Annotated in this window: 19 protein-coding genes and 2 pseudogenes; 8 read left to right on the forward strand and 13 right to left on the reverse strand. The window is 57.2% G+C overall.

All coding sequences use genetic code 11. The annotated features are described in order from the left end of the window. Positions 1-163: 163 nt before the first annotated feature. Positions 164-1369 (reverse strand): annotated as a pseudogene (gene serA, locus WM40_RS21665) (phosphoglycerate dehydrogenase); the annotation flags it as partial. Between the two features lie 213 nt (positions 1370-1582). On the opposite strand from serA, the gene WM40_RS28195 reads away from it, so the two are divergent. Beyond that, the gene (locus WM40_RS28195) at positions 1583-2890 is read left to right on the forward strand and encodes a tyrosine-type recombinase/integrase (protein WP_052738453.1); all 1308 of its coding nucleotides are present in this window, start codon (positions 1583-1585) and stop codon (positions 2888-2890) included. 10 nt (positions 2891-2900) lie between these two features. Here the strand turns inward: WM40_RS28195 and WM40_RS21675 are convergent, their stop codons facing one another. The 3 genes from WM40_RS21675 to WM40_RS21690 all read right to left on the reverse strand — a co-directional run bounded on the left by WM40_RS21675 (position 2901) and on the right by WM40_RS21690 (position 6740). Next, positions 2901-5207 carry a diguanylate cyclase domain-containing protein gene (locus tag WM40_RS21675; protein ID WP_046153956.1) on the reverse strand — a complete coding sequence of 769 codons (2307 nt, stop codon included), beginning with the start codon at positions 5205-5207 and terminating at the stop codon, positions 2901-2903. A gap of 630 nt (positions 5208-5837) precedes the next feature. Beyond that, positions 5838-6263 carry an OsmC family protein gene (locus WM40_RS21685; protein ID WP_024904626.1) on the reverse strand — a complete coding sequence of 142 codons (426 nt, stop codon included), beginning with the start codon at positions 6261-6263 and terminating at the stop codon, positions 5838-5840. 174 nt (positions 6264-6437) lie between these two features. Beyond that, the gene (locus WM40_RS21690; protein ID WP_024904627.1) at positions 6438-6740 is read right to left on the reverse strand and encodes an ArsR/SmtB family transcription factor; all 303 of its coding nucleotides are present in this window, start codon (positions 6738-6740) and stop codon (positions 6438-6440) included. Between the two features lie 241 nt (positions 6741-6981). Between WM40_RS21690 and WM40_RS21695 the strand changes: the two genes are divergently transcribed. Next, positions 6982-8082: an NADH:flavin oxidoreductase/NADH oxidase gene (locus WM40_RS21695; RefSeq protein ID WP_024904628.1), complete on the forward strand. Its 1101-nt coding sequence runs from the start codon at positions 6982-6984 to the stop codon at positions 8080-8082. Here the strand turns inward: WM40_RS21695 and WM40_RS21700 are convergent. Further along, positions 8064-8468, reverse strand: coding sequence for a GtrA family protein (locus WM40_RS21700; RefSeq protein WP_036011550.1), 405 nt, complete (start codon positions 8466-8468; stop codon positions 8064-8066). The genes WM40_RS21695 and WM40_RS21700 overlap by 19 nt on opposite strands. 461 nt (positions 8469-8929) lie before the next feature. On the opposite strand from WM40_RS21700, the gene panS reads away from it, so the two are divergent. Then, on the forward strand, positions 8930-9895 hold the full coding sequence (panS, locus tag WM40_RS21705) for a ketopantoate/pantoate/pantothenate transporter PanS (RefSeq protein ID WP_024904630.1): 966 nt from the start codon (positions 8930-8932) through the stop codon (positions 9893-9895). Between the two features lie 229 nt (positions 9896-10124). Here the strand turns inward: panS and WM40_RS29005 are convergent. From WM40_RS29005 to WM40_RS21730, 5 genes and pseudogenes are all read right to left on the reverse strand, one after another. Next, a pseudogene (locus WM40_RS29005) lies at positions 10125-10448 on the reverse strand (integrase core domain-containing protein); the annotation flags it as partial. After that, positions 10399-11658, reverse strand: coding sequence for a DNA polymerase IV (dinB, locus tag WM40_RS21710; protein WP_051504613.1), 1260 nt, complete (start codon positions 11656-11658; stop codon positions 10399-10401). The gene dinB and the pseudogene WM40_RS29005, both read right to left, overlap by 50 nt. 434 nt (positions 11659-12092) lie before the next feature. After that, positions 12093-13511, reverse strand: a complete 1419-nt coding sequence (locus WM40_RS21720; protein ID WP_081765066.1) for a c-type cytochrome — start codon at positions 13509-13511, stop codon at positions 12093-12095. Between the two features lie 25 nt (positions 13512-13536). Further along, the gene (locus WM40_RS21725; protein WP_024904633.1) at positions 13537-15303 is read right to left on the reverse strand and encodes a GMC family oxidoreductase; all 1767 of its coding nucleotides are present in this window, start codon (positions 15301-15303) and stop codon (positions 13537-13539) included. A gap of 252 nt (positions 15304-15555) precedes the next feature. Beyond that, positions 15556-16347: a gluconate 2-dehydrogenase subunit 3 family protein gene (locus tag WM40_RS21730; protein WP_024904634.1), complete on the reverse strand. Its 792-nt coding sequence runs from the start codon at positions 16345-16347 to the stop codon at positions 15556-15558. A gap of 261 nt (positions 16348-16608) precedes the next feature. Between WM40_RS21730 and WM40_RS21735 the strand changes: the two genes are divergently transcribed. After that, a complete protein-coding gene (locus tag WM40_RS21735; RefSeq protein WP_157685121.1) occupies positions 16609-16842 on the forward strand; it encodes a hypothetical protein in 234 nt (77 codons plus the stop codon). Between the two features lie 257 nt (positions 16843-17099). Further along, on the forward strand, positions 17100-18137 hold the full coding sequence (locus WM40_RS21740) for an LLM class flavin-dependent oxidoreductase (protein ID WP_046153970.1): 1038 nt from the start codon (positions 17100-17102) through the stop codon (positions 18135-18137). Between the two features lie 79 nt (positions 18138-18216). On the opposite strand, the gene WM40_RS21745 is transcribed toward WM40_RS21740, so the two are convergent. Continuing rightward, entirely contained in the window at positions 18217-18657 is a 441-nt protein-coding gene (locus WM40_RS21745) for a DUF2177 family protein (RefSeq protein ID WP_024904637.1), read from the reverse strand. A 261-nt stretch (positions 18658-18918) separates the two neighbouring features. Here WM40_RS21745 and WM40_RS21750 point away from each other — a divergent pair, with 261 nt between their 5' ends. Both WM40_RS21750 and WM40_RS21755 read left to right on the forward strand, forming a co-directional pair. Further along, on the forward strand, positions 18919-19689 hold the full coding sequence (locus tag WM40_RS21750) for a short-chain dehydrogenase/reductase (protein WP_024904638.1): 771 nt from the start codon (positions 18919-18921) through the stop codon (positions 19687-19689). A 197-nt stretch (positions 19690-19886) separates the two neighbouring features. After that, positions 19887-20615: an SDR family oxidoreductase gene (locus WM40_RS21755; RefSeq protein ID WP_024904639.1), complete on the forward strand. Its 729-nt coding sequence runs from the start codon at positions 19887-19889 to the stop codon at positions 20613-20615. 321 nt (positions 20616-20936) lie between these two features. Here the strand turns inward: WM40_RS21755 and WM40_RS29010 are convergent, their stop codons facing one another. After that, on the reverse strand, positions 20937-21332 hold the full coding sequence (locus WM40_RS29010; RefSeq protein WP_236693634.1) for an amidohydrolase family protein: 396 nt from the start codon (positions 21330-21332) through the stop codon (positions 20937-20939). Beyond that, the gene (locus tag WM40_RS31730) at positions 21227-22051 is read right to left on the reverse strand and encodes a hypothetical protein (protein ID WP_236693635.1); all 825 of its coding nucleotides are present in this window, start codon (positions 22049-22051) and stop codon (positions 21227-21229) included. The genes WM40_RS29010 and WM40_RS31730 overlap by 106 nt, the downstream gene beginning before the upstream one ends. 839 nt (positions 22052-22890) lie before the next feature. Between WM40_RS31730 and WM40_RS21770 the strand changes: the two genes are divergently transcribed. Then, positions 22891-23685: an N-acyl amino acid synthase FeeM domain-containing protein gene (locus WM40_RS21770; protein ID WP_024904643.1), complete on the forward strand. Its 795-nt coding sequence runs from the start codon at positions 22891-22893 to the stop codon at positions 23683-23685. The last annotated feature ends 57 nt before the right edge of the window (positions 23686-23742 follow it).

The raw sequence follows: 23742 nt of genomic DNA on the forward strand, positions 1-23742 counted from the left end.
GCGGAACGCCACCGGCCGGCCCATGCGCTAATTTACCGGGCGGGCGGACTGTGTGGCGCAAAATTTACACTTTGAAGCGAAATGTGGGACACAGCAGCGCGCCGACGTTCGGCATCTCTCCCTTATGCTATAGCGAAACCGCAATGGCTGCGCATTCCGTGAATCAATCGCAGATTACCCGTGTCCGTATAAAGCCGGGCTCGGCACGCAGCGCGTCGATGGCTTGCACGGAAGGCGTCCGGTCCAGATCCGTTACGACATACCCCAACTCTCCCCGGGTTTGCAGCTGTTGGGACACGATGTTCGCTTCATTGGTCGCAAACGCCGTGTTCAAACGCGCAAGCGCACCCGGGACGTTGGCATGCAGATTCAGCACGCGGCACCGTCCCTCCAAGGGCCCCGGCGTGATTTCGGGCACGTTGACCGCACCAGTGGTGGCGCCGGTTCGCATGAAACCAACCAGTTTCGCCGCAACCTCTACCCCGATGTTTTCCTGAGCTTCCTGCGTGCTGCCACCGATGTGCGGCGTCAGAATCGTATTTACGGCACCGCGCAGCGGGCTTTCGAACGGCTCTTGATTGTTCGCCGGTTCGGTTGGATATACGTCAATCGCCGCGCCACCGAGTTGACCATCGTCAAGCGCCGCGCGCAGGGACGGGATATCGACAACCTTGCCCCGCGATGCATTGATCAAGATCGCTCCGCGCTTGAACTTGCGCAACAGGTCGCCGTCGATGAGATTCGTCGTGGCCGCAGTGGCAGGTACATGCAGTGTGACGATGTCTGCCTGCGACACCGCGTCGGCCAGCGTCGGTGCCGCCCGCGCAGTGCCCAATCCCAGCTTCGCCTGCAAATCGTAATAGACCACACGCATGCCGAACGACTCTGCCAATACCCCAACCTGGGAGCCGATATTGCCATAGCCCACGACGGCGATCGTCTTACCGCGCGCTTCATAGGCGCCAGCCGCGCCCTTGGCCCAGATACCGGCATGCGTCAATGCCGTCTTCTCCGGCACGCGGCGAAGCAGCAAGACGGCTTCGGCGATGACAAGTTCAGCGACCGATCGGGTGTTCGAGAACGGTGCATTGAATACCGGGACGCCGGCACGGGCCGCGGCGTCGAGCGCGACTTGGGACGTGCCGATGCAAAAACAACCCAACGCTTGCAACGACGGCAACGCTAGAAAGTCATCCGCGCAGAGGTGGCTTGCTGAACGGATGCCCAGCAGCGCGCTGTCGCCCACGGCGTCATGCAGTGCTTTACCCGTCAACGCCGAGGCGTGCCGACGTACATCGAGGCCGGCGTCTGTCAACAGATCCGACGCGGTTTTATGTATCCCTTCCAACAACAGAATAGACGTCATTGATGCACCAAATGAAAAAGGCCGGTGAAAGTCGGCGGCCGATGCCGTACCGCCATAAGCGTTGCAAAACGTCTGCGCCTTATAATCGGAGGATATCGGCAAACGCGGCCCACCGTATGACACCGCGCCAAAGACCCTTTGGAGGCTAATGGCGATCACGTCTTCGGCTGCGCGCGCCCTCTCGATCCACCACCTTCACGTTGATCCCGGTCACCCATGTCTTCGTCACCGCAGCCTTCCTCGCCATCGTTGCCGCAGTTGGCATCGACCGATCAGAACAGCGACATCCGTGCGCAATCGCCGACGAAGCAGGCTTGGGACGTGGACCCTCGTCGAGCATTCGACGACTGGCTTGCGTTGCAACGTTTCCGCACCTCGTCGGTACTCGTCTATCGTGCGCAATGGCACCACTTCCTGGATTGGCTTGCCGCACGCGGACGAACACTACGCGGTGCCGAACCGGCGTTGATCGATGAATTCGCCGCAACGATCGATGTCAAACGCCAGCAACGCGCGCGTTACCTCCGAATCATGGAGCGGGTATTCGATGATATGACCGGGCAGTCGCAAGCACAAGGCAACCCAGCGCGCGCGGTGACGCGACGGATCGATGCTCCTTGGACCGATACCGTGTCGAATGCGCCAACCGGCTTCCTCGATGCAACGGAACGCGGGCGCCTATGGGAAGAATTGGCGCGTACGATATCGCCCGAAGGGCAGGTACTACCGTGGCGTGACCTACGGGACCGGGCGATGGCGGCAATGTTGCTCGGCGCCGGTCTGAAGTTGAATGAACTCGAATCGATGCATCTGCGCCAGTTACGGATTGCCTGGATGCCACCGAATACCTTGGCGCGGACAGATAGCGACGCAAAACCGGAGCGCGCGGACGATGCTCCGGCCCTATGGTCCCCTGAACAGGAAACCGATGAACGTGGCGGAGTTGTCTTGATCCCCCGAGCTGCCGCGGGCGGAAATGGCCGCGCCGGCAAGGGATCCGAGACAACATCAAAGGCGACGACGGGCGGGTATGTCCACGATGATGCCGAAGACGCGGATAGCACCGTCGGCGTAAACGGCACCGCCGGCGGCGACGGACAGCGCACCGTGCCATTTCCCGCTCACGCGGCCGAGATCCTGCTGTGCTGGTTGCGGGCGCGAACGGATCAGGGCGTGGAAGGCGAACTGGTATTCCCCGCGGGACGAAGTGGCCTGAAAATGCATAAGGCCACCGCACTACGGGCGATCGACGCGTTGGTCGAACGCTGTGGATTACATGCATCCCATCATGGCCGCATCAGCCCGCAGACGTTACGAAATGCATTTGCCGCCGCGCTGTTCACAGCGGGCCATACGGACGAACAGGTCGCGGAACGGCTAGGCATGATCAAAACGCTGTCGGCGCGGCGTTTGCGGGCCGCATGGGATCTGGCCCGCGCCGCACCGGCAGCACTTGCGGCGGGCGAAGGTGCCACAAGCGCTCGCCCCTCCCGACGACGCGACAACGATCAAAAGGTGCGGTAAAACCACGAAATCACGTCAATAACGCAATGGCATCGGATAACTGTTTCTGTCCATTTGCAAACTTGGCGATGTCAGGCAAGTTCAGTGCATCGGGGCCGATCGTACCGAGGCGATTGGCGCGGAATGCCGGCATCCCGAGCCGCATCGCCTGCACCAGATGCATTGCATAGAAGACAAAACCGTATGGGTAGGTGCGGCGCAACTCCTGAACCTGCTCATCGCTCATGTCGTTCATCCACTTCAGTGCGCGCTCGTGTTGACCACTGCGATAGCAAACGATGCCAAGGTTGCCGCGATACACTACGTCTCGCAACGATTTACGAATTGCGGACTCATAGCAATCTGCTGCCTTGTCGATACGATTCTGTTTCGAATAGCAAACACCACCCAGGTTATCCAGCGTATGGTGGACAAAGTTGGCCTCGCGGAAACGCTCATAATCGACAATCCCCTGCGACGCCCGCACCGCATACAATGCCTTTAACAATTCCCGTGCACGCGGCAGGTTGAACGGGATCAAGTTGATCTTTGCCCGATCCATCCGATCCACTCGCTCCAAGCCATAATCAGACGCCGCGTATTGCGCGAAATCAACCGCATAGCGTGGATCGACGTCCTTCAATCCCACCCCTACCGTGGCATCGTCGGCGAAGAAATAACCGCAAATCAATTCCAGATCGTCCAGTGCCGCACACGCCACAAGCGCCTTGCGCAACACCCCCGGCGTAATCGATACTTCCCCGCCCGCCACACAGATCGAGGTCTGGTCGAGCACCCCAACGGTGACATCGGGAAAGATACGGTTCAAATCCGAATACAGCTTGGCGAGATTCCGGTTGAACGCACCCGTTCCAAATTTCTTCGTGAAAGTCGCGGCGTTCTTGAAACGAAACACCGCCGCGGCGGGCATTTCATTGCGACGCAGTGCATTGAACACCGCCGTGTTCAATTCCTCACTGCCTTGCGTGGCGGCATTATCGAAGACCGTACCGGGAAAGCCCTGATCGCTGGACAATCGAATCAAATGGGAAATACTCCCCAACGGCACGGCTTCCAGATGCGCCCCCACCGGAACCGGCACCAAACGGGTGTGGTCCGCCGGCAAGGCAAACGCGATTTCATTCTGAACGTTGAACACCACCACTCGCACCAGTTCGCGCTTGGGATAGTGACCGACGACCTTTCGGGTACGGCCGTCATCGGTGACAAACGGCACCTTGCCCGAATACGTTTCGGGATAGACAACGAATTCCTGTCCAACCGCCACGCCCACTTTCGAACCGATATCGATCGCGGTTACACCGGTCTGGCCATCGTATTCGAGGACTCGCCCGCAGTTATGGATGATCTCGTCGAATACGGTAACCATATTGCGGCCCCGTGCTTTCGACCGCGACAAAGCGGTGTCCGCGTTATCAAGCAATGCCAACACCTCGGCATCGGCGCTGTTCGAGTGATTCGGCGTATAGATGGCCACGCCGGCGCTGGTCGTCAGATGCCGTTCGCTTGCCAACGGAAACTCGATTTCCTCGATCTCAGGCTGCTGACTGATCAAAGCCGACCATTCCGCTTCCGAAGGCAGCGGCTCATCCTCTATCCGAAAGCAAAACCGCTCGGCCATTTCGCGGATCATGCTCGCTTCCACGGCACCTTCGATCAGCACCAGATACTCTTCACCAGACGGGTGGGCAACACGAATGTCCACGTCATCGTGCTCGGCCATGATGGCGCGCGCGACCTGATCCAGGCGACGCGCGAACGTTTTCAATACCTGATCGCCGTACAAGTGACCGAAGTTGTCGTTCACCTGCTTGAACCGATCGACATCAAGGGACATCACGGCCAGGATCTGCGACTTGCCTCCTTCCTGAGCGATCTTGCCGTTGTTCAGGTAATGCTTGATCTGGTCTACCTTGTCGCGCAAGATCGACCGAAACGAGTCACGTGCGAGCAGGTCCGTCAACGGGTTGTGCGAGACGTGATAGGCATTGATCGCGTGTTGCAGGATCGTGCCGATCCGTGCCGTGCATAGTCGGACGGTTTCGACATCAGGTTCGGTCGCGAAGCGAATCGACGCGGCCGCACGGAGACCCGCGATGTCGAACCACAAGGCACCCGAATTCGGGGCGACCCGATGGGTACCTTGCACGACCTGCTCATTGGGCAGCCGAACCGAGTCGGGCGCGTCATAGTCGGCGGAAGACATCGCTCGCCATTGTTCGCCATCGTCGAAAAAGAGGTCGAGCTCGACCTGCCCCACGTCCAAGTCCCGGCGTAATGCCTTGCCCAGTACCCGCAACTGCTCTTTATTGACCATGCTTCCCCGAACACACCTCATGCGCGCCTGGCTGGCGGGCGCGCTTCGTTTAGAGCATCTGTCCGTGACGACGCTCGTGTCGATAGTCGCGTTGCGACTGATGAACATTACTGCACTTACCTGCACCAGGACAGTGAGATCGACGTGTCGCTGAATACTTCCGTGCAAATACCAGACATTTTTACCGAATACCGCCACGAATGACCAGGAGAAACCTGGTGCCAACATGCTTTACTGCAACACGCAGCCGTTTCACGAAGCAATTGATGCGGGCGAGAATACCATGGCACCCCTGATGCCATTAAAACGAATCGTGTCGTCACCCAACGCCGGAATCACAACGCAGCATCGAAGATGCGGAGCGACCTTGGCAACATTACAGATACGACCAGCGCATCATCAGCTTTAAAAAACAACTGCATAGCCACCGAACCGCTGAGCGTGTATCGGCATATTTCAGAAAAACTGAAGAGCAGCATCCACTGCCCGAAAGGTCTACGTGCAACATAATAAAAATGCAATATTTTTTTGAACAGACGTGTATAAAACTCCTCTTTCAAAAATATTTATAACGTTTTTAAAAAAAACGGGCCAAGCATAATGCATGGCCCGGCGCGTTGATCTGGGAAATTAAGACTTCAATGTCGCCGTCATGGTAATTTCTGCGTTCAACAGTTTGGAAATCGGACATCCCGCCTTCGCGGCGGCCGCGCATTCATCAAACTTTGCTTTATCGGCGCCAGGGATTTCGACGACGACATCAAGATGCGACGCTTTTACCGCAAAACCATCGCCCTCCTTATCGAGTGAAATGGTCGCCTTGGTATCGATCGACTTGGCTACCAGACCCGCATTGCCCAGAATCATGGACAATGCCATCGAGAAGCAACCGGCATGGGCAGCCCCGATCAGTTCTTCCGGGTTCGTGCCGGGACCACCTTCGAATCGCGCATTAAAACCGTAAGGCGCAGCCTTCAGCACGCCGGTTTCCGTGGAAATCGTACCGCCTCCTTTCTTAAGGTCGCCTTCCCAATGTGCCGATGCGGATTTCTTGATCATTGCCTTCTCCCATTACACGTTGCGACACCCGCAAGGGATATGAGCGCCAACGGACAGCAGACGTTACGTCGCACGCATCACCTGCTCTTCGCCATTGCATCCCTATCGGGTCCAGCAACCAGGGTAGCTCGGAACCGCATTGCTTGCTGATCGCGCGACGAGCGGTGCACATCACGACGACTGACTCAAGATGACGGCCATCAGACCAGGGAAGCGGGCATCTAGCTCCTCCCGTCGCAGCGAATTATGATGTGTCGTACCCATTACATCGGTACGCACCAGGCCTGCCTCACGAAGAATGCGGAAGTGGTGTGACATCGTCGACTTGGGGCGGCCACCCTCCAATGCCGCGCAACTCGCCTCACGTACCTTTGCCAGTTCCCGGACTATTTCCAGCCTGACAGGGTCGCTCAAAGCATCAAACAGTCTCTCGAGAACAACGTCCTCAAGGGCGGGATGGGTATAGATTCGCATGCGAAGAAAAAAATAGAACGAAAAACAAAGCAGTGCACGCCATCTTACAAGAGAAGTCGCATGCAGCACCTGAAATTCGTTAGTTCGAATATAATCGAAATATAAGGATTTGGCGGCTTACCAGGTAGCTGCGCAGCCGGCATGGATGTCGGCCTATTTTTCTGCGCGGCTTTCCAACAACTTCGCGGCACAAGCAATGGCGGGCGGCACGCATGCTCCCCGGAAACCCAGGAGTTATTTCATGGCAGGTTTGTTCGATCCCTTTTCCCTCAAGTCCGTGACGCTGCGTAACCGCATCGCCATACCGCCTATGTGCCAGTACATGGCGGAGGACGGTGTGTTGAACGATTGGCACGCAGTACACCTGGCCAGTCTGGCAAGGGGTGGTGCCGGCCTGGTGATCGTAGAGGCGACGGCGGTGTCGCCGGAGGGCCGCATTACCCCCGGATGCACTGGACTGTGGAACGACGTGCAGGCTGCCGCTTTCTCGCCTATCGTGCAAAAGATCAAGGCTGCGGGCGCCGTCCCTGGCATTCAAATCGCCCATGCCGGCCGCAAAGCCAGCGCCAACAAACCCTGGGAAGGGGACGATCACATCCCGGCCACCGATCCTCGTGGCTGGCAGACCATTGCCCCTTCGGCGATCCCATTCGGCGCGCATCTCCCGAAAGTCCCCACGGCAATGACGATCGATGACATTGCCCGGGTACGCGCCGATTTCGTCGCCGCGGCGAAGCGCGCACGGGATGCCGGATTCGAATGGTTGGAATTACATTTCGCGCACGGGTACCTTGGGCAAAGTTTCTTTTCGCGTCATTCGAACCATCGGGACGACGCCTACGGCGGCAATGCCGAAAATCGTGGCCGCTTCCTGACCGAAACGCTAGCCGCCGTACGGGACGTCTGGCCCGCGCACCTGCCTCTGACGGCCCGCTTCGGCGTGCTCGAATACGATGGTGAAGACGAACAAACACTGACCGAGTCCATTGATCTGATCAAGCGCTGGAAGACCGAGGGCCTCGATATGCTGAGCGTATCGGTCGGGTTCTCAACGCCGACGGCGAATATCCCATGGGGTCCGGCGATGTTGGCTCCTATTGCCAAACGCGTACGCACCGAAACCGGTCTGCCAGTGTCATCGGCATGGGGCATCGACACGCCACGGCTCTGCGATCAAGTCCTGCGTGCCGAGCAAATGGACGTGGTGATGGTGGGACGTGCGCATCTTGCCGATCCGCACTGGCCCTACCATGCCGCAAAAACATTGGGCGTCGACAAGCCGTCCTGGACGCTGCCCGCCCCATACGCGCACTGGCTCGAACGTTACGCGCCAGCGGCCTGAGGTCGGAATGCCCACCACCGGCTGCCGCAAAAGTTATAGATCAGGCCAATACCGGTGGTGATCACCTGCGCGACCCAGTACGACCAGCCCAGGTAGTGGGCAAAGAGCCACATCAGGAGATTGTTCAGACACCAACCCACGCCGAGTAGGGCAAAGTAACGTGGCGCGGTGTGAAAGTGCCCATGGGTCGCGCGAAAAGTGATCAGATAATTCAGCGCATAGTTGCAAACGGAACCAAGCAAATAGCCCACCGCGGAGGCACTCACGGCCGTGGTATGCAGACCTTGCACGCCGATCCAGAGCGTCAGGTACTGCACCGCAGTGCCTGAGAGGCCGACGGCCGCAAAGCGGCAGAACTGGAGGAATAGCGGTTGGTAAGTAGACACGATGTATCGAATAGCGCAACGGTTTCGGGCTCGGAGCACGCGTCACGGGTCGGTGGCACGACCGGTAACCGGCTGGGGAAATTTTCCCACACAAATCATAATCTCCCTTACGGCGGAGAGCCAGGAAGCAATTGCGACGTTCCAGCAAGCGTTGAAACCAAATGCAACCGGCACCAACGCTGCACATTGCCGACGTAGTGTCTTCAAAACCCGCTTGCCGGTGGACGCCGTGCTTTATAATCCAGCGTGGCTACCCGCATCTCGGACGCAGGCCCTCTCGCAACTCGTATCGCCGCATCCCGGAATCCGCGCATCACCCTCTTGAGGAAGAACAGCGAGGTCCCTGCCCTACCATCGGGACGGGGCTGCATGCATGTGCGGCGCGGCGGAACATATAAATACAACACGGACGCGAAGCCACCGCTCTCCAGTTTGTCTCACGGTGCACCAACAACATGAATTTGATAGCGCAATTTACTCGCCTCTTCCCGCTGTGGGCCATTGCCGTCTCGGTGCTCGCCTATTTTGCGCCAGGTTCATTCGTCGGCCTGCTGCCACACGTGCCACAGCTACTGATGCTGGTCATGTTCGGCATGGGAGTAACGTTATCGCTAGGCGACTTCAAGCGCGTTCTTGCGCGTCCGACGCCTGTCATCGCCGGCACGGTCATTCACTATCTGGTCATGCCGCTGGCGGCGTGGCTGGTCGCGAAACTGCTGCATATGCCACCAGACCTGACCACCGGCATGGTATTGGTAGGCAGCGTGGCGAGCGGCACTGCCTCGACGGTGATGGTCTATATCGCGCGTGGCGACGTGGCGCTATCGATCTCCATCAGCGCGGTGTCGACGATTGTCGGTGTAGTGGCAACGCCGCTCCTGACACGCCTTTACACAGATGCATCGATACACGTGGCCATTGGCCCGATGATGATGAGCATCCTGCAGATCGTCGCCGTTCCCGTTGGTCTCGGCTTGCTGGTCAACACGCTCTTCAATCAAACGGTACGTCGCGTCGAACCGGTGTTGCCGGTGGTCTCGATGGTGGCGATTCTGTTGATCATCGGTGCCGTGGTGGCGGGTACGCATTCAGCCATAGCGAGTGTCGGCCTGATCACCATCGTCGGCGTGATCCTGCACAACGGCCTGGGCCTGCTCGGCGGCTATTGGGGCGGCCGGATGCTGGGTTTCGACAAGTCCGTTTGCCGGACACTGGCGATTGAGGTCGGCATGCAGAACTCCGGGCTGGCGGCAACGCTTGGCAAGCTGTATTTTGGTCCGACCGCCGCGCTGCCCGGTGTGCTGTTCTCGATCTGGCATAACCTTTCGGGGTCGACCCTAGCCGGATGGTGGTCCAATCGTCCCACCGGCGTACAACGCACACCCGAAGAGGAAGCAGAAGCGGCAGCTGCCGCGGCGAAACATTGAAGCGTACTGATGCGTGCCGCCACAAGCGGCACGCATCTCGAAAAGCAAGCTCCCAGGATTTGGCGGCTGTCCGATCTGGACCGATTGCAGCGCACTTCCCCAATCTCTAGTAGAACCGGCGATGACGCAAAGCTAGGATGCGCTGGTTGGGCGATAGCTACTCGCGCATCGGCGGCCTGTAAAAGCGAATTGGTAATCCCACATTTTGAACGGTCGTCGAGGGTAGAGGCTAGGCCGCAATGGCCAACTTCTGTTTCGGCGGAATGCCGCAAATAGCTGTATTGGGCCGCTCATGGTTGTATGACCACAACCACTCGGTCGCATAGTCTTGCAACGCAGCAACCGTGTCGAATTGGTAATGGGCAAGCCAGTCGTATATCACTGTTTTGTTACAGCGTTCAATGTAGGCGTTCTGTTGTGGCTTGCCCGGTTGGATAAATAGCAGCGTGATGCCACGCTTTTCAGCCCAGTCTTTCAGTGCTTCGCTGACATATTCCGGGCAGTTATCGCACCGAATTTTTTGCGACGCTCCACGCCAATCTATGACCCGCTTCGTCGTCAGCAGAAAACAAGTCGTGCTGCACCCACTCCTGCGCAGCGAGCGCAGGCTCCGCGCTCACGAGCCCACCTACTCTCACGCCCAACAAGCGTAGTTTTCTCTCCAACGGGACGCGCTTCAGACACTCCCCCGCCGCCCGTCGAATCTCCACCGCATCGGCTGTGGGTACCTGACGCGTGACATCACGCGTAACGGTCTTGAAATCGTCATAGCGTAATTTGATGCCGATCGTATAACCAACATAACCTTTGCGTCGCAGGTCTTCGGCTACCCGCTCACACAATGTCGTGAAAGCAGTTGTCAATGCTGGACGATCCTGTTTGGCATGCAAGTCGCGCTCGAACGTTGTCTCGCGACTCATTGACTTTGGCGTCGAGTCTACGACCACCTCCCGGTCATCCCGACCGTTCGCCACAAGCATCAACCACGCGGAGTAGCTTCGACCGAAATGAGCCTGTAATAGTGCCGCATCCGCCTTGGCGAGATCTCCGACGGTATGAATGCCAATGGCCGCTAGTTTTTCGCTGGCCTTCGGTCCGATGCCGTTGACCTTTTTTGCAGGCAACGGCCAGATGCGCGTTTCAAGGTCGGACATTTCCAGCAATGTCAGCCCGTTCGGCTTGTCGAGTTCCGATCCGATCTTTGCCAACAACTTATTCGGCGCGATACAGATGGAACATGTCAAGCCGGTAGCCCCCGCCACTGCATCCTTGATGCGCGTGCCGATTTCCGCCATGCTAATTTGCATTTCCGCGGCGAGCACCGTCAGATCAATATAGATCTCATCAATCCCACGATCCTCGACGCGATCCGTGAACGTCCGGACTGCAGCCTTGAATAAACGCGAGTAATTGCGGTATGCCTCAAAATCGGTTGGCAGCAAAAAGGCATCCGGCGCTAGCTGCGCAGCTTTCATCATGCCCATTGCAGAAAACACGCCTAGCGCGCGTGCTTCATAGGTCGACGTCGTGACCACGCCTCTTCCAGCATAGTCACGGAGCCGCGCAAATTGTCGGCTTCCATCGGCTTGCTCGACCGGTGCAGCTTGTCGGCCGCCGCCAATCACCACGGCATGCCCTTTTAATTCAGGGTAGCGCAGCAACTCGACCGACGCATAGAACGCATCCATGTCCAAATGCGCAATGCGCCGGACCGGAAGGTCGTGCAAGCCAGGACTGAGAGCAGGATCGACGGCAGACGGCATGTCAGCAGTGAGTCGGTTCACCAGATGCAACAGAAGAAATACATTCCGGCCGTGACGCCGGACAGACACCTTAGACAGACGACGAAGCATGCCGGGCATCTCATCCGCCACCCCTTCGCACACAGCCGCATGGCGAGAATAACTGTTTATCCGTACAGTATCACAGATCGATCGAAAGAGCGTTGCATCGCGGATACGTGGTTAAAACCGTGCATCGATCCACGGCAAGAAATGCCAGTCTAGAAAGTGGAAAGCGGCCACCGCGTACCGATGGCGTCGGACAAAAAAACCGCCGCGAAAAACACCCCGAAAATCGGACGAAAGTCCGAGGTCTGGGGTGCCATTCAAACGGCGGGTTTTCTATTAAGCGGGCGGAGAGCGGGACGGTCGCCCGCAGGGCCAGTTCACAAGGTGCATGCGGCCAGACTTCTTGCCTATTCCTTCGCGTCAGTTGACAACTGGGCGCGCACCTTCGCGACTTGCGAGGCCGAAACGCTACCCCCCTTGTTACCCCAACCAGAGCGAACGAACGTTGCCAACTGCGCGACCTCGTCATCGTTCATGCGGTTCGCGAACGCGGGCATCGGCAGACGCTCCGGCGACTTCGCTGTCGATGGCGCTTCGGCGCCACGCAGGATCGTCTCGATCAAACCGGTCGGGTCCTTGGCATTCACCATTGAATTGCCGGCGGTAGCCGGGAAAACGCGTGCCGCACCGTTACCGGTCACGGTATGGCAACCGGCACAGTTGTCCAGATACAGACGCTCGCCCAACGACAACTGTTTTGCCGCGGTCAGATGCGCCTGCGTTGCAGCCCGGGCAGCGTCGTCAATTGCCGGCGTTGCCGTCGCCTGGTTGACGCTCAGCGTTTTCAAGTACTCCGCAATGGCATGCAGGTCGGCATCCGTCATATGCGAGGTGCTGTGTTCGACCACCGACTTCATCTCACCGCCTACAGTAGTGTGCACATTACGGCCCGATGACAAGTAATCGACGACCTCGTCCGCATTCCAGCTCGCCACGCCGCCAGCTTTGCCGTTGGCACGTAACTGCGGTGCCCACCAACCATTCAGCGTTGCACCACCGAGGTAGTCAGCACCAGTGCCATCGAGCGCCTTTTCCTGCATCGCCACGCCACGGGCGGTGTGACAGCTACCGCAGTGGCCCAAACCTTCCACCAAGTAAGCGCCGCGGTTCTGGTCTGCGCTTAACTTCGTATCCGGCTTGAACACCCCTGGTTGCGTGAACGCCCAGTTCCACAGACTCAAGCCGAAACGTAGATTGAACGGGAACGACAAGGCGGTCTGTGGCGGGGTGGTATCCACCGGCTTCACACCCTTCATGAAGTAAACGTACAAATCGTGCACATCGGAATCTGTCAGCTTGCTATACGAAGGATACGGCATGGCCGGGTACAGATTCGTACCATCAGCCCGCTTGCCATCACGCAATGCCGCCGCGAATTGCGCTTCCGTGTAGTTGCCAATGCCGTGTTGCGGGTCCGGTGTGATGTTGGTCGAGTAGATCGTACCTAGCGGACTCTTGATGGCAAGCCCGCCGGCGAATGGTTGACCCGCTGGGTTCTTTCCCGAGGGGGCGGCTGTGTGACAGGCAACACAGTCGCCCACGCGTGCCAGATACGCGCCGCGCTGAATCGCCGCGTCGGAGACACTGACACCGGACGCGGGTTGCGCCGATGCTGCAGCAGTTGATGACGCCGGTGTGTCGGGTGCCGCGACGGCAGCAGCGGCATGAAACCACGCAGACAGTCCGAATGCGCCGACAACCACGCCGGCGCTCAGCGCGCGAACGGCCGGCCGCTGCCAGGCCGCGCGATGTGTAGAGACCTTCATCTTCTTTTTCATCCCAATGTGCGCGTTATGCCTGAACCAGCGGGCCCGGATTCTTCAGGTACTGATTGATGATGGCATCGACTGAAAAGTAAGTCAGCGCGCCAATTGTCCCGGTCGGGTTGTTCTGGAAGTTTTGCGGAAATGCATTGCCGCCCGGCACGAACACGTTGTGTACATCCCAGCTTTGCATGAACTTGTTCAATGCCGAATTGCTCGGACTGTCGCCCATGATCGCCCCTCCCACGTTGTGCGTGGATACGTAGCCGACCATCTTCACATGGCTGCCCGGCTTGATGATCGTATCGTCCATCCGGTCCGGTTTCAGTTCCGCAGCAATTTCCCGTAGCTTGCCACCCAGATACTGCGCAACGTTGATCTCGTTGTCCTTGTAGTCGTAGGTCATGCGCAGCAACGGCTGACCGTAAGGATCCTTGTAGGTCGGATCCAGGTCCAGATATACGCCGCGATACGACATGTTCGTCAGCGACATCGACAACTTCATGTGATGACCGTAATAATTCTTCAGCGCCGACTTATAATCCGCCCCCCACTTCTTCGTACCCGCCGGCAACGTCGTCGACATCGGCGTACCGGTAGGCTGCGAACCGTGTAACTTCGCCCCACCAATAAAACCATATTTCGCCGCATCGAACGTGCCCGGCGAAAAGTCGTTGATCATCTTGCCGGTCGTGCCGGCCGAAGCGAACGGATTGAAATGCAAGTCCTTGAAGAACATTTGCAAGTTCGTACCCATCTGCCACGAATAATTACGCCCGACTTGCCCTTCTTCCGTAACCGGGTCGTACGGCTTGCCGATACCCGACAGCAGCATCAGTCGCACGTTGTTCAAAGAGAACGATGACAGGATCACCAGCTTGGCAGGCTGGAATATTTCATTGTTGTGCTCATCGACATACGTCACGCCCTTCGCGGTCTTCTTATCCGCATTCAGGTCCACACGAATCACATTGCTATTGGTGCGGTAAGAGAAATTAGGCATACGACGCACGGCATCGAGAATCGTCGTTTCCGGCGAGGCCTTCGAGAAGTTCACACATGCGTAAAAACTGCAGAAGCCGCAATAGTTACACGGGCCCAACTGCATGCCGTATGGATTTGTCCAAGGTTGGGAAACGGCTGCGGATGGATTCGGGAACGGGTGGTAGCCGAGGTTGCGTGCCGCTTTGTCGAACATCGCGCTGCTCAAGCTGTCTTTCAACGGCGGCAACGGATAGTGATTCGAGCGCGGACTTTCGAATGCATCGCCCCCGTCGAACAGTTTGCCCTGGACATTCCCGGCCTGGCCGGACAAACCGCAAACTTTCTCATAAAAATCGAAGTGCGGCTCCAGCTCCTCATATGAAACAGGGAAATCTTGCAGCCGCATATCGTCCGGCAACTGACCCTTGCTGTAGTGCTCTTTGGCGAACGTCGCTATTTTCAAGTCGGTCGCTGTAGAACGCATCAATTGACCGGTCCAGTGCAAGCCCGCACCTCCCACGCCGTCTCCCGGGAGGAAGGGGCCGAGCACACGATTAGGCAATGCGGTTTGATCGATATTTTGACGCACCGTGATGGCCGCTTGTTTCGGTCGCATCATCAGTTTATGGCGCTTGCCATACATCAACTCATCGGCGGCCTTCGGATAGGCAAACTCGGAATTCTTGCGATCGGCGCCGCGCTCGAGTGCAAGCACTTTCAGCCCCTGCTTCGCCAATTCGATACTCATGATCGAACCGGTCCATCCCAAACCGACGATCACGACGTCGACTGGATCTTGTGTGATAGCCATCTTGTGTCCTGTTGAATCGCGCTGCAGCGCATCGCTTTCTCGCGCAATGATCTTTCCAAACGCCTACGGCAACCTTGCACCCCGCGCATATCGCCTATCAGCGACATGGACAAGCACGCTGTCGCGGGAGTCGTCTGACCACTTCAGCTGGGGGCGCCACCACGGCGTCGCCAATCGCGGCAATCATGTGGGGGCAATGCAAGATGACAACTGATTTGTCAGTTGTCGCATAAAAGGCATCGGGCAATGGAATCAGCCTCGTCGGCCGGCCAGATCAACCGGGCCCAACGGATAGGGCACATTATGCTGGTCGATCCATTCGGTATAGCTGGCACGTGCACCCGGGAACCCCATCATTTTCCACGAACCCATATCGCGATTGCCACCGTGGATCGGGTCGGACAGATAGCCTTCCTGCGTATTGCCTAGCAGCGCACTAAAAAACTGCGCGGCGCGCAATTGCTGTTCGCCGAACGCCTTGAAGTCAACCTTGTTCTTCTCCAGCGCGGTCAGGACGTCGTCGCGCGTCTTTTCATCAAGTGCTTCGAACGATTTTTGATACTGCTGCTGGCAGTACTTCTGCGTCGCCCCGATGCCGATGCGATACATTTCCCGCGGGGAATAAGGCAACTGATAGCCGAAGAGGGGATCCGCGTTGACATCGAATGGGCCCTCCATGTACCAGTCTTCCGCCGCACCGTAGCCGCTCGCTAATTCGCGATCGATAAAAACCGGAACGTTGGTCTCCAGGGCCCCCGGACCGTCGCTATTCGCTGGAATCAAGCGATCGGTGGCGGCTTTGATGAATGCCCATTCAACTTGGTTAAAAAACGTAGGCTGGTACTGATCTAGCGGGGCGGCGGGTGGCGCTTCCGCAAATGCGGATTTGATCAACGGCGCACTCGCGCCGGCCACGGGAATCACCGGAATGACGGCCGCGGAACCGCGCAGAAAGCGGCGCCGATTAGCACTCACCGGCGCGCCGTCGGACACGTCCGCGGTGGTCGCCCGCAGCGCATCGTTGGAAACGTTTTTGTCGGACACGATGGACTGGCTTGTATTGTGGGAAATGGAAACAACAGCCGTAAGATATTACTAGGGTTGTCCCGGTGTCATCATACAACCAAATGAAAAAAACCCGCGAAAAATCGTCGCTGTGCGGAAACGACGCATATGATTATTGACAAGTCAGATGCACATGCTGTAAACCCGCGCGGGAAAAACCTAGCTAACATCGCGGCTTTCATGGCCTTACTCTTGCGTTACAAAGTCGCGTCAGCTTGACCAATAATGGAGGAGACAGCCGTGACCCATATTCATATGCGGCAAGCGATTACCTTGTTGGTGATCTTGATGCTTGGATTCCTGGTGGCACACAAGGCCATTCAACATGCGCAAGCAGCGAATGCCGATGGCAGCCAGACATGTCTCCAGCGCGCGGCGGCAAAACGGGCTGAATCACTGGCGAACGGCTTCTCGAAGGCTGGCGCTTTTGCCCAGGCCGAAAACGTGCTGGCGCGTTGTTTGATTGATCGATAACCATCCCAAGTCAGGCGTGCAGAAAGCTAGGGGGTATGCGCACAAGCACTGGTAAAGGTTTGGGCCGGGCAATACCCCTTCCCTGCGCGCGGAACGCGAACAACCTATGATGGCGTTTTATTTCTTATTCGCGTTTTTTCAAACGCCGCGCCAACATGTCAGATTCGCTGCCATTTCCCGCCCCACCGTCTTTTGCTGAACGCACGGATGACGACCGCGTTCCGTGCGCAGCGCCGTTGCACTCCGATGTGACTGACATCGACGAAGAGGCGCTATCACCATCCGCGTTCCCGGTTCCTCTCTCGCTGCTCGATCTCTCGCCAATCGTAGAAGGCGGCAGCGCCGCGCAATCATTCCGATGCACTGTGGATCTCGCGCGGCATGCCGAGAAATGGGGATTTCGGCGATACTGGTTGGCCGAACATCACAATATGCCAGGTATCGCCAGTTCCGCCACGTCGATACTCATCGGACAAGTCGCTGCGGCAACCAAGCGAATCACGGTGGGATCAGGTGGCATCATGTTACCGAACCACGCTCCGCTGGTTATTGCCGAACAATTCGGCACATTGGCGACCTTGTTCCCGGGGCGGATTGAATTGGGCCTGGGCCGAGCACCCGGCTCCGACCAACTCACCGCACGTGCGCTACGGCGAACATTGCAGGATAGCGCCGAACGCTTCCCGGAAGACGTGCTCGAGTTAAGAGACTATTTCGCACCGGCCGTGCCGGGCCAGCGCGTCTTGGCCGTACCGGGCGTTGGCACGGAAGTACCAATCTGGTTACTCGGATCAAGCTTATTCAGTGCGCGCCTAGCGGCGGCGCTCGGGCTGCCTTTCGCCTTCGCATCGCACTTCGCGCCGGACCTCCTGAATGCGGCACTGGACACCTACAGACACCACTTCGAACCATCGCCTACCCTCGCCGCACCCTATGCGATGGTTGGCGTCAATGTGTTTGCTGCCGATACTGAAACCGAGGCGCGCCGCATCATGACTTCGGCGCAGCAGCAGTTTCTTGCGTTACGACGCAATAACCCCGGTCGCCTGAAACCGCCGGTGGACACCATGGAACGAATGTGGCACGAAAGCGAGAAAGCAAACGTCGAACGCGCGCTGAGCTGCGCCGCGGTGGGCGACCCTGCGCAGGTGCGAAACGCACTACAGGATATCGTGGCGCGTACGGGTGCCAATGAGTTAATGCTCGCCGGACAAATATTCGACCACTCGGCACGCCTGCATTCGTTCCATATCGCCTCGGAAGTGGCAAGAACACTGCAACCCGCGTCGACCTGAACGCATTGCGCCATGTCGCTCGCCTCCCTCCTGCCAGGGCGGGCTGCCCAACAGAAATGGCAGCGCGCGGCAAGACGATTCAGCGCTGGAGCATCCGTAATGCGCCATATCCGGCAACAGCCCCGGCGGCGGTGACAATTGTCCCCCAGACCATATCGGCCACCACCAGCTTCAACGTCCACCGTGCCAGTGTTGCATGATTTGTCAGTTCGTAGGTCGCGTAGGCGAGAAACCCCAATGCAGCGCCTCTTACCAATGCCATGGTCCAATCTGCCACGGCAACGCCGGGCAACACGGCAAAATAGACGATACCCAGCACATAAATTACGTAAAACGCCACCGCCGGCCCCATTCTCACCGGGTCGACGAGATAGTCCCCCAAGGCCGAGCGATATAAAGCACCGCCAATCCAGCGCAGGTAGACCGCGTCCAGCAACAAAAATACAACCGCCGTACCTACATACGCAATTCCACCACGTAGAAGCCATCCCATCGTTCCACCTGTGGCCAGGTCACCCATTCGCCTTCTCCTCTTCTTGCGTTTCGTCATCGATTGACCATGCGCATTGTTCGTGCCGTGTGACACCGAACCTTAAAAAGTGCTCGGCGCCACGTCTCGGCGTCTTTCAGGATCACGTGTGGTTTACGTCGGTAAGAGGCGTTTTGGATCATATTTTCCTTTTGGGAAGCCTGCAATACGCGATAAATCGGCTTGCTCCACTTTCTGCCTACGGCGATAGAATCACGTTCTGATACTCGCCTGAAATGGAGACATGGACACATGGACTTGCAACTGACGAAAAAGCGCGTTGTTATCACCGGTGGATCACGCGGCATTGGGTTTGCGTGCGGGAAGGCGTTCGCGGAAGCCGGGGCCGACGTCACATTGATCAGCCGTCAGGAGAAAAGCCTTGATCTGGCAATCAAGAAGTTAAAATCTGAAAATAACCTGACCGTCTCGACGTTGTGCGCCGATCTATCAGCGTCAATATCACCGGAACTAGCCGACCTCGTGTCGACGGCAGACATCCTTGTGAATAATGCGGGTGCCATTCCAGGCGGCGATCTCGAAAAAATTGACGAACAAACGTGGCGGACGGCGTGGGATCTGAAAGTGTTCGGCTATATCAACCTGACCCGCGCTGCATTTCCCGCAATGATCAAGCGCGGTAGCGGCGTGATCGTCAATATCATCGGCATGGCCGGAGTAAATCCGCGGTATGACTACATCTGTGGTGCCGCGGGTAATGCGGCATTGATTGCATTTACCCGCGCCGTAGGTGCGCATGGATCACAGCACGGCGTTCGCGTTTTCGGCATCAATCCTGGCCCTACCGAGACCGATCGACTGGTAACGCTCTACAAAGCGCGGTCGGAACACAAAACCGGTGACCCGGAAAAGTGGCAGGACTTGCTAAGAGGGATGCCCTTCGATCGCGCCGCAAAACCGAGTGAAATAGCCGATCTCACTCTTTTTCTCAGTTCTCCACGGGCTGGCTACGTCAGCGGTGAGGTGTTTAATATAGACGGCGGAGCGACGTATTCAGCTTGATATCGAGAGACCGCTCATCCGCCGGCAATGTACATACCGCGACATCAGTCAAATATCTCTCGCAGGCACCGATGAAGAAAGCGCATGTCGCGTCTGCGTTTCCGCCAAAGCGCGGTCGGCGCTGCGCGTTCAGCACATCGGGTAATCTCGTGGATAGATCGGCCGGTAGGCCGACGTCTTTAATCAGGAGGGACACAATGGCAGGTATCTTGCAGAACAAAATTGCCGTCGTCACCGGTGCCGCATCGGGCATTGGCCTGGCGAGCGCGGAAGCATTGCTTGCGGCGGGAGCGAAAGTGGTACTGGTCGACCGGGACGAAACCGCATTGACCACGCTTTGCGGCAAACTCGGAGCCGATGCGTTGCCGCTCGTTGTCGATCTTCTGGATGCCGAGGCGTGCGCGGCACTCGTCCCCCGCGCGCTGGCCCTGGTCGGGCATATCGACATCCTGCATGCCAACGCGGGCACCTACATAGGCGGTGATCTTATTGAAGCTGATACGGGTGCGATCGATCGAATGCTGAACCTGAACATCAACGTTGTCATGAAAAATGTGCATGACGTATTGCCACACATGATTGCCCGTCAAACAGGGGATATTATTATCACGAGCTCGCTTGCGGCGCACTTCCCGACCCCATGGGAGCCGGTGTATGCGTCGTCGAAATGGGCGATCAACTGTTTTGTTCAGACGTTACGGCGACAAGTTTTCAAACACGGAATCCGCGTCGGATCGGTGTCACCGGGCCCTGTTGCTAGCGCCCTCTTATCGGATTGGCCTGAAGAAAAACTTGCAGAAGCCAAAGCGGCGGGTAGCTTGCTCGACACAAGCGAGGTCGCGGATGTCATACTTTTCATGTTGACCCGCAAGCGCGGCACCACGATTCGCGACGTGGTGCTGATGCCATCCAATTTCGATTTGTGACGATTAGAAGTCACATCCGACTATCTCTCTTGCGTGGCGTCTTTTTTACCACCGTGCCCACGCGCAGGCGGCTACCTATTCCGTCGTAGCCCCATCCGCCGGTTGCCACGTATTCGGGGTTCGACCGTGAACGTTGATCTCCTCTTGCAATTTCACTAGATCCCGCTTCATCGGACCCGCTTCGTAGACCGCGCCGTCCGACCTGGCTTTTTTGATCAACGTCTCAAAATTGTTGTAAAGAACTTTCTCACGCGTTTCCTATGGCACGTAATCGAGCAAGCCGCGTTTAGCAAATGTCCCAGCCGCCTGACCCTTATTCGCCTACAAATCATAGGTTGCGGAGATCGACTTCGGATTACGCGACACCAAAGCATCACTGCCATAGATGAACCGATCCGGATGATCGCGGACCAGCATCGCCATTTCCTCGATACGCGCTTTACGCTCCGCCCCATCGTTCTGGCGCCGAGGGTCACCTACGTCATATTTTGAATTGGATGAATAGGCTTCAGCGACCACATCCCAAGAAATATCGAGCTTGTAATTCGGATGCTTTTCAAGCATCTGACGCAACTTCTTCGCATGGTTCGGCTCTGGCGACACATACTTGCCTAGCCCACCAAAGTGGGCGTGCAAGAATGTCGTATTTGGATGCCTTGCCACGGTCGCATCAATGCCGTCCCAATGCTCACCTTGTCCCGGTTCCCCACTCTTGATGCACTTCTCCGCATCACTCGAACCGCAATGCAGGACGATGGGCATGCCAGAATGTCCACCAAAGCGAAACACGTCGTTGACCGGCGCCTTTTCCCGAAAATCAACCTGGTTAACTTGGTTTTGCTTCCCACGAACTTTTTGTGCATGGTCACTTCACCCATGAGGTAGAAGCTGTCCGGGTACGCTCGCTTCAATGCATGTATTGCATGGACCGAATTTCCGTTGCCCACCACAATACCGGTGATAGAGGGATGCATCGGTTCGGCCAAATCGGGTCGCATCCGCTTCACCGCGTTATACGCCTTGCCGACCGGCCAATCGACACTTGTGTTATCGCTTTGTTTGCCGAGTTTCGTAATGGTGTCGTACGCTTCACCGGTCATGGGCGCCCCATTGCGGAACGACTCTGGCATGTAGTACGTTTTACCGCCGATTGACGGACCGCCATGAAACCCGGCCTGCTGTGATGCGGCGTCATGCGAGTTATTCGCCGGTACATCAACGCCGTGATCATGATCGTGGTTACCGCAAGCACCCATCAGAACAGACTTGCCCTCGACAATAATCGTAGGAATGGGTTCCCAGACGAAGTGATGCACGCCAGCTTCATCAAACAAAGACATCTGTGAAATCGCATTCTCGGCCAGAGTCTTACTAAAGTCTTTCACCTCCGTATGCGAGTAGCGGGGACCGATCGTGTGATTATGGATATCGTTCACTTGTTCCTGCGCCTGTACTCCTACATCGGTTGTGGAATACGCCGATTCCAGGGCTTGGCCCTTACGTATCAATGGCTTGAATTCTTCCGCGGTAGCAAGGTGGCCTCGTGGAAGACCTAATTGCTCCGTCTTTCTCTTCACATGAGACGGATTGACCTGTTGATCGCTCGTGTCGAAGCGCGACGAGCCGGTGCTACTCGCTCCCGCACTGCCGTGCGGGTTACGTTGCGTGCGCCGCAGAGCAGACCGGATTCTCCACCGCGCGATACCGTATTGCTCAATCCCGTTAATGCCCCTCGCGACTGGATTGAGGAGGCGATACCGGGGAGGCAGCCGAGTTCGGGTGGCACCTCCGAAAGCTTTCCAAATGAGTCTTGCCAATACGTTTGCGTGCCAGCGTCAACAGCTATTTTGGTCATCATCGTCACCGAGCGGTTGTAGATTGGGCGGCTTAGACGGCCGACATCTCCTCGTATTTCAAAAAAACGAAGCGTTTCAGCAAAACCCGAAGTCAAACGACGCCCATGAGGCCCTAAAGACTATCGCGCCAATAGTACTCGTACCTTGCAGCAATCCTAAAACGGCAACCTCATCCCAGCCACCGTCGGGTCGATTCAGTTCGTAGATAACCATGCCTTTCACAACATTATCTTTGTCTTCAAACACCTGCCATACCTGCCTTTTCAGTTGTCATCAGACGCATTCAGCCCTGTTTCCAAAACTTACCTATAACGCCTTTGTAGACAATTGCGTTCGTGCGAACCTTGATTGTCACGCCCTGATCGGCTCCACCGAGTCGGGACATGACATTTGTATTTTACTTACTAAAGGAGCGTTTTATGAATCGCATTGATTCAGTTGTCCTGACGCAAGGTATGCGTTTCACCCCATTGGACAAGTTGGTGGACCAGCGGGTGGAAACGAAAGCCGAGCGTTTACCGTTTACAGTGAAGGTGGTAAGTACAGCCGCCGAACTCGACCAGGCCGTCTTGATGCGCCGCGCCGCCTACGGAAGGCACTTGCCAGAATTCGCGGAGACGATGACAGTCGAAGCCCTGGATGCTCATCCAGACACCGTCGTACTGCTTGCGCAGTCGCGGCTGGACGGTGGCCCGTTGGGTACCATGCGGATTCAAACGAATCTGTTTGGCCCACTCGCTGTCGAGCAGTCGGTCCAGTTACCCGACTGGTTGGGTAATGCGCGTCTCGCCGAGGCAACACGGCTCGGCGTCGCCCGAGGTGCAATTGGGCGGATGGTCAAGGTCGCTCTGTGCAAGGCTTATTACAAGTATTGCGTAGAAAACAACATTGACTGGATGTTGATTACGGCACGCGCGCCGCTTGATCGAGAATACGAGGCAATGCTATTCAGTGATGTCTACGGCAGTAACGCATTCCTGCCGATGACTCATGTGGGAGGTATGCCGCACAGGGTCATGGCGAAGCCGGTCGCGACGGTTCGCCAACGATGGGCGCAAGTGAATCATCCCTTCTTCGGGTTCTTTTTTGAGACGGAGCACGTTGATATCGACGTCACTGTTGCGGCATTACAAGCCGATATAGGAGAGACTAGCAACTGCGATACATTGCCTGACGGTACCCCTGAAGACGATCTGTCCTTGAACGCTGCATAAAGCAAATTGTCCGCTCCGATCCATTCGGGCGGACAATACGCCAGCGGCGAACTGGGG

The organism is Robbsia andropogonis (assembly GCF_000970345.1).
In the GTDB taxonomy this organism is placed as follows: Bacteria; Pseudomonadota; Gammaproteobacteria; order Burkholderiales; family Burkholderiaceae; genus Robbsia; species Robbsia andropogonis.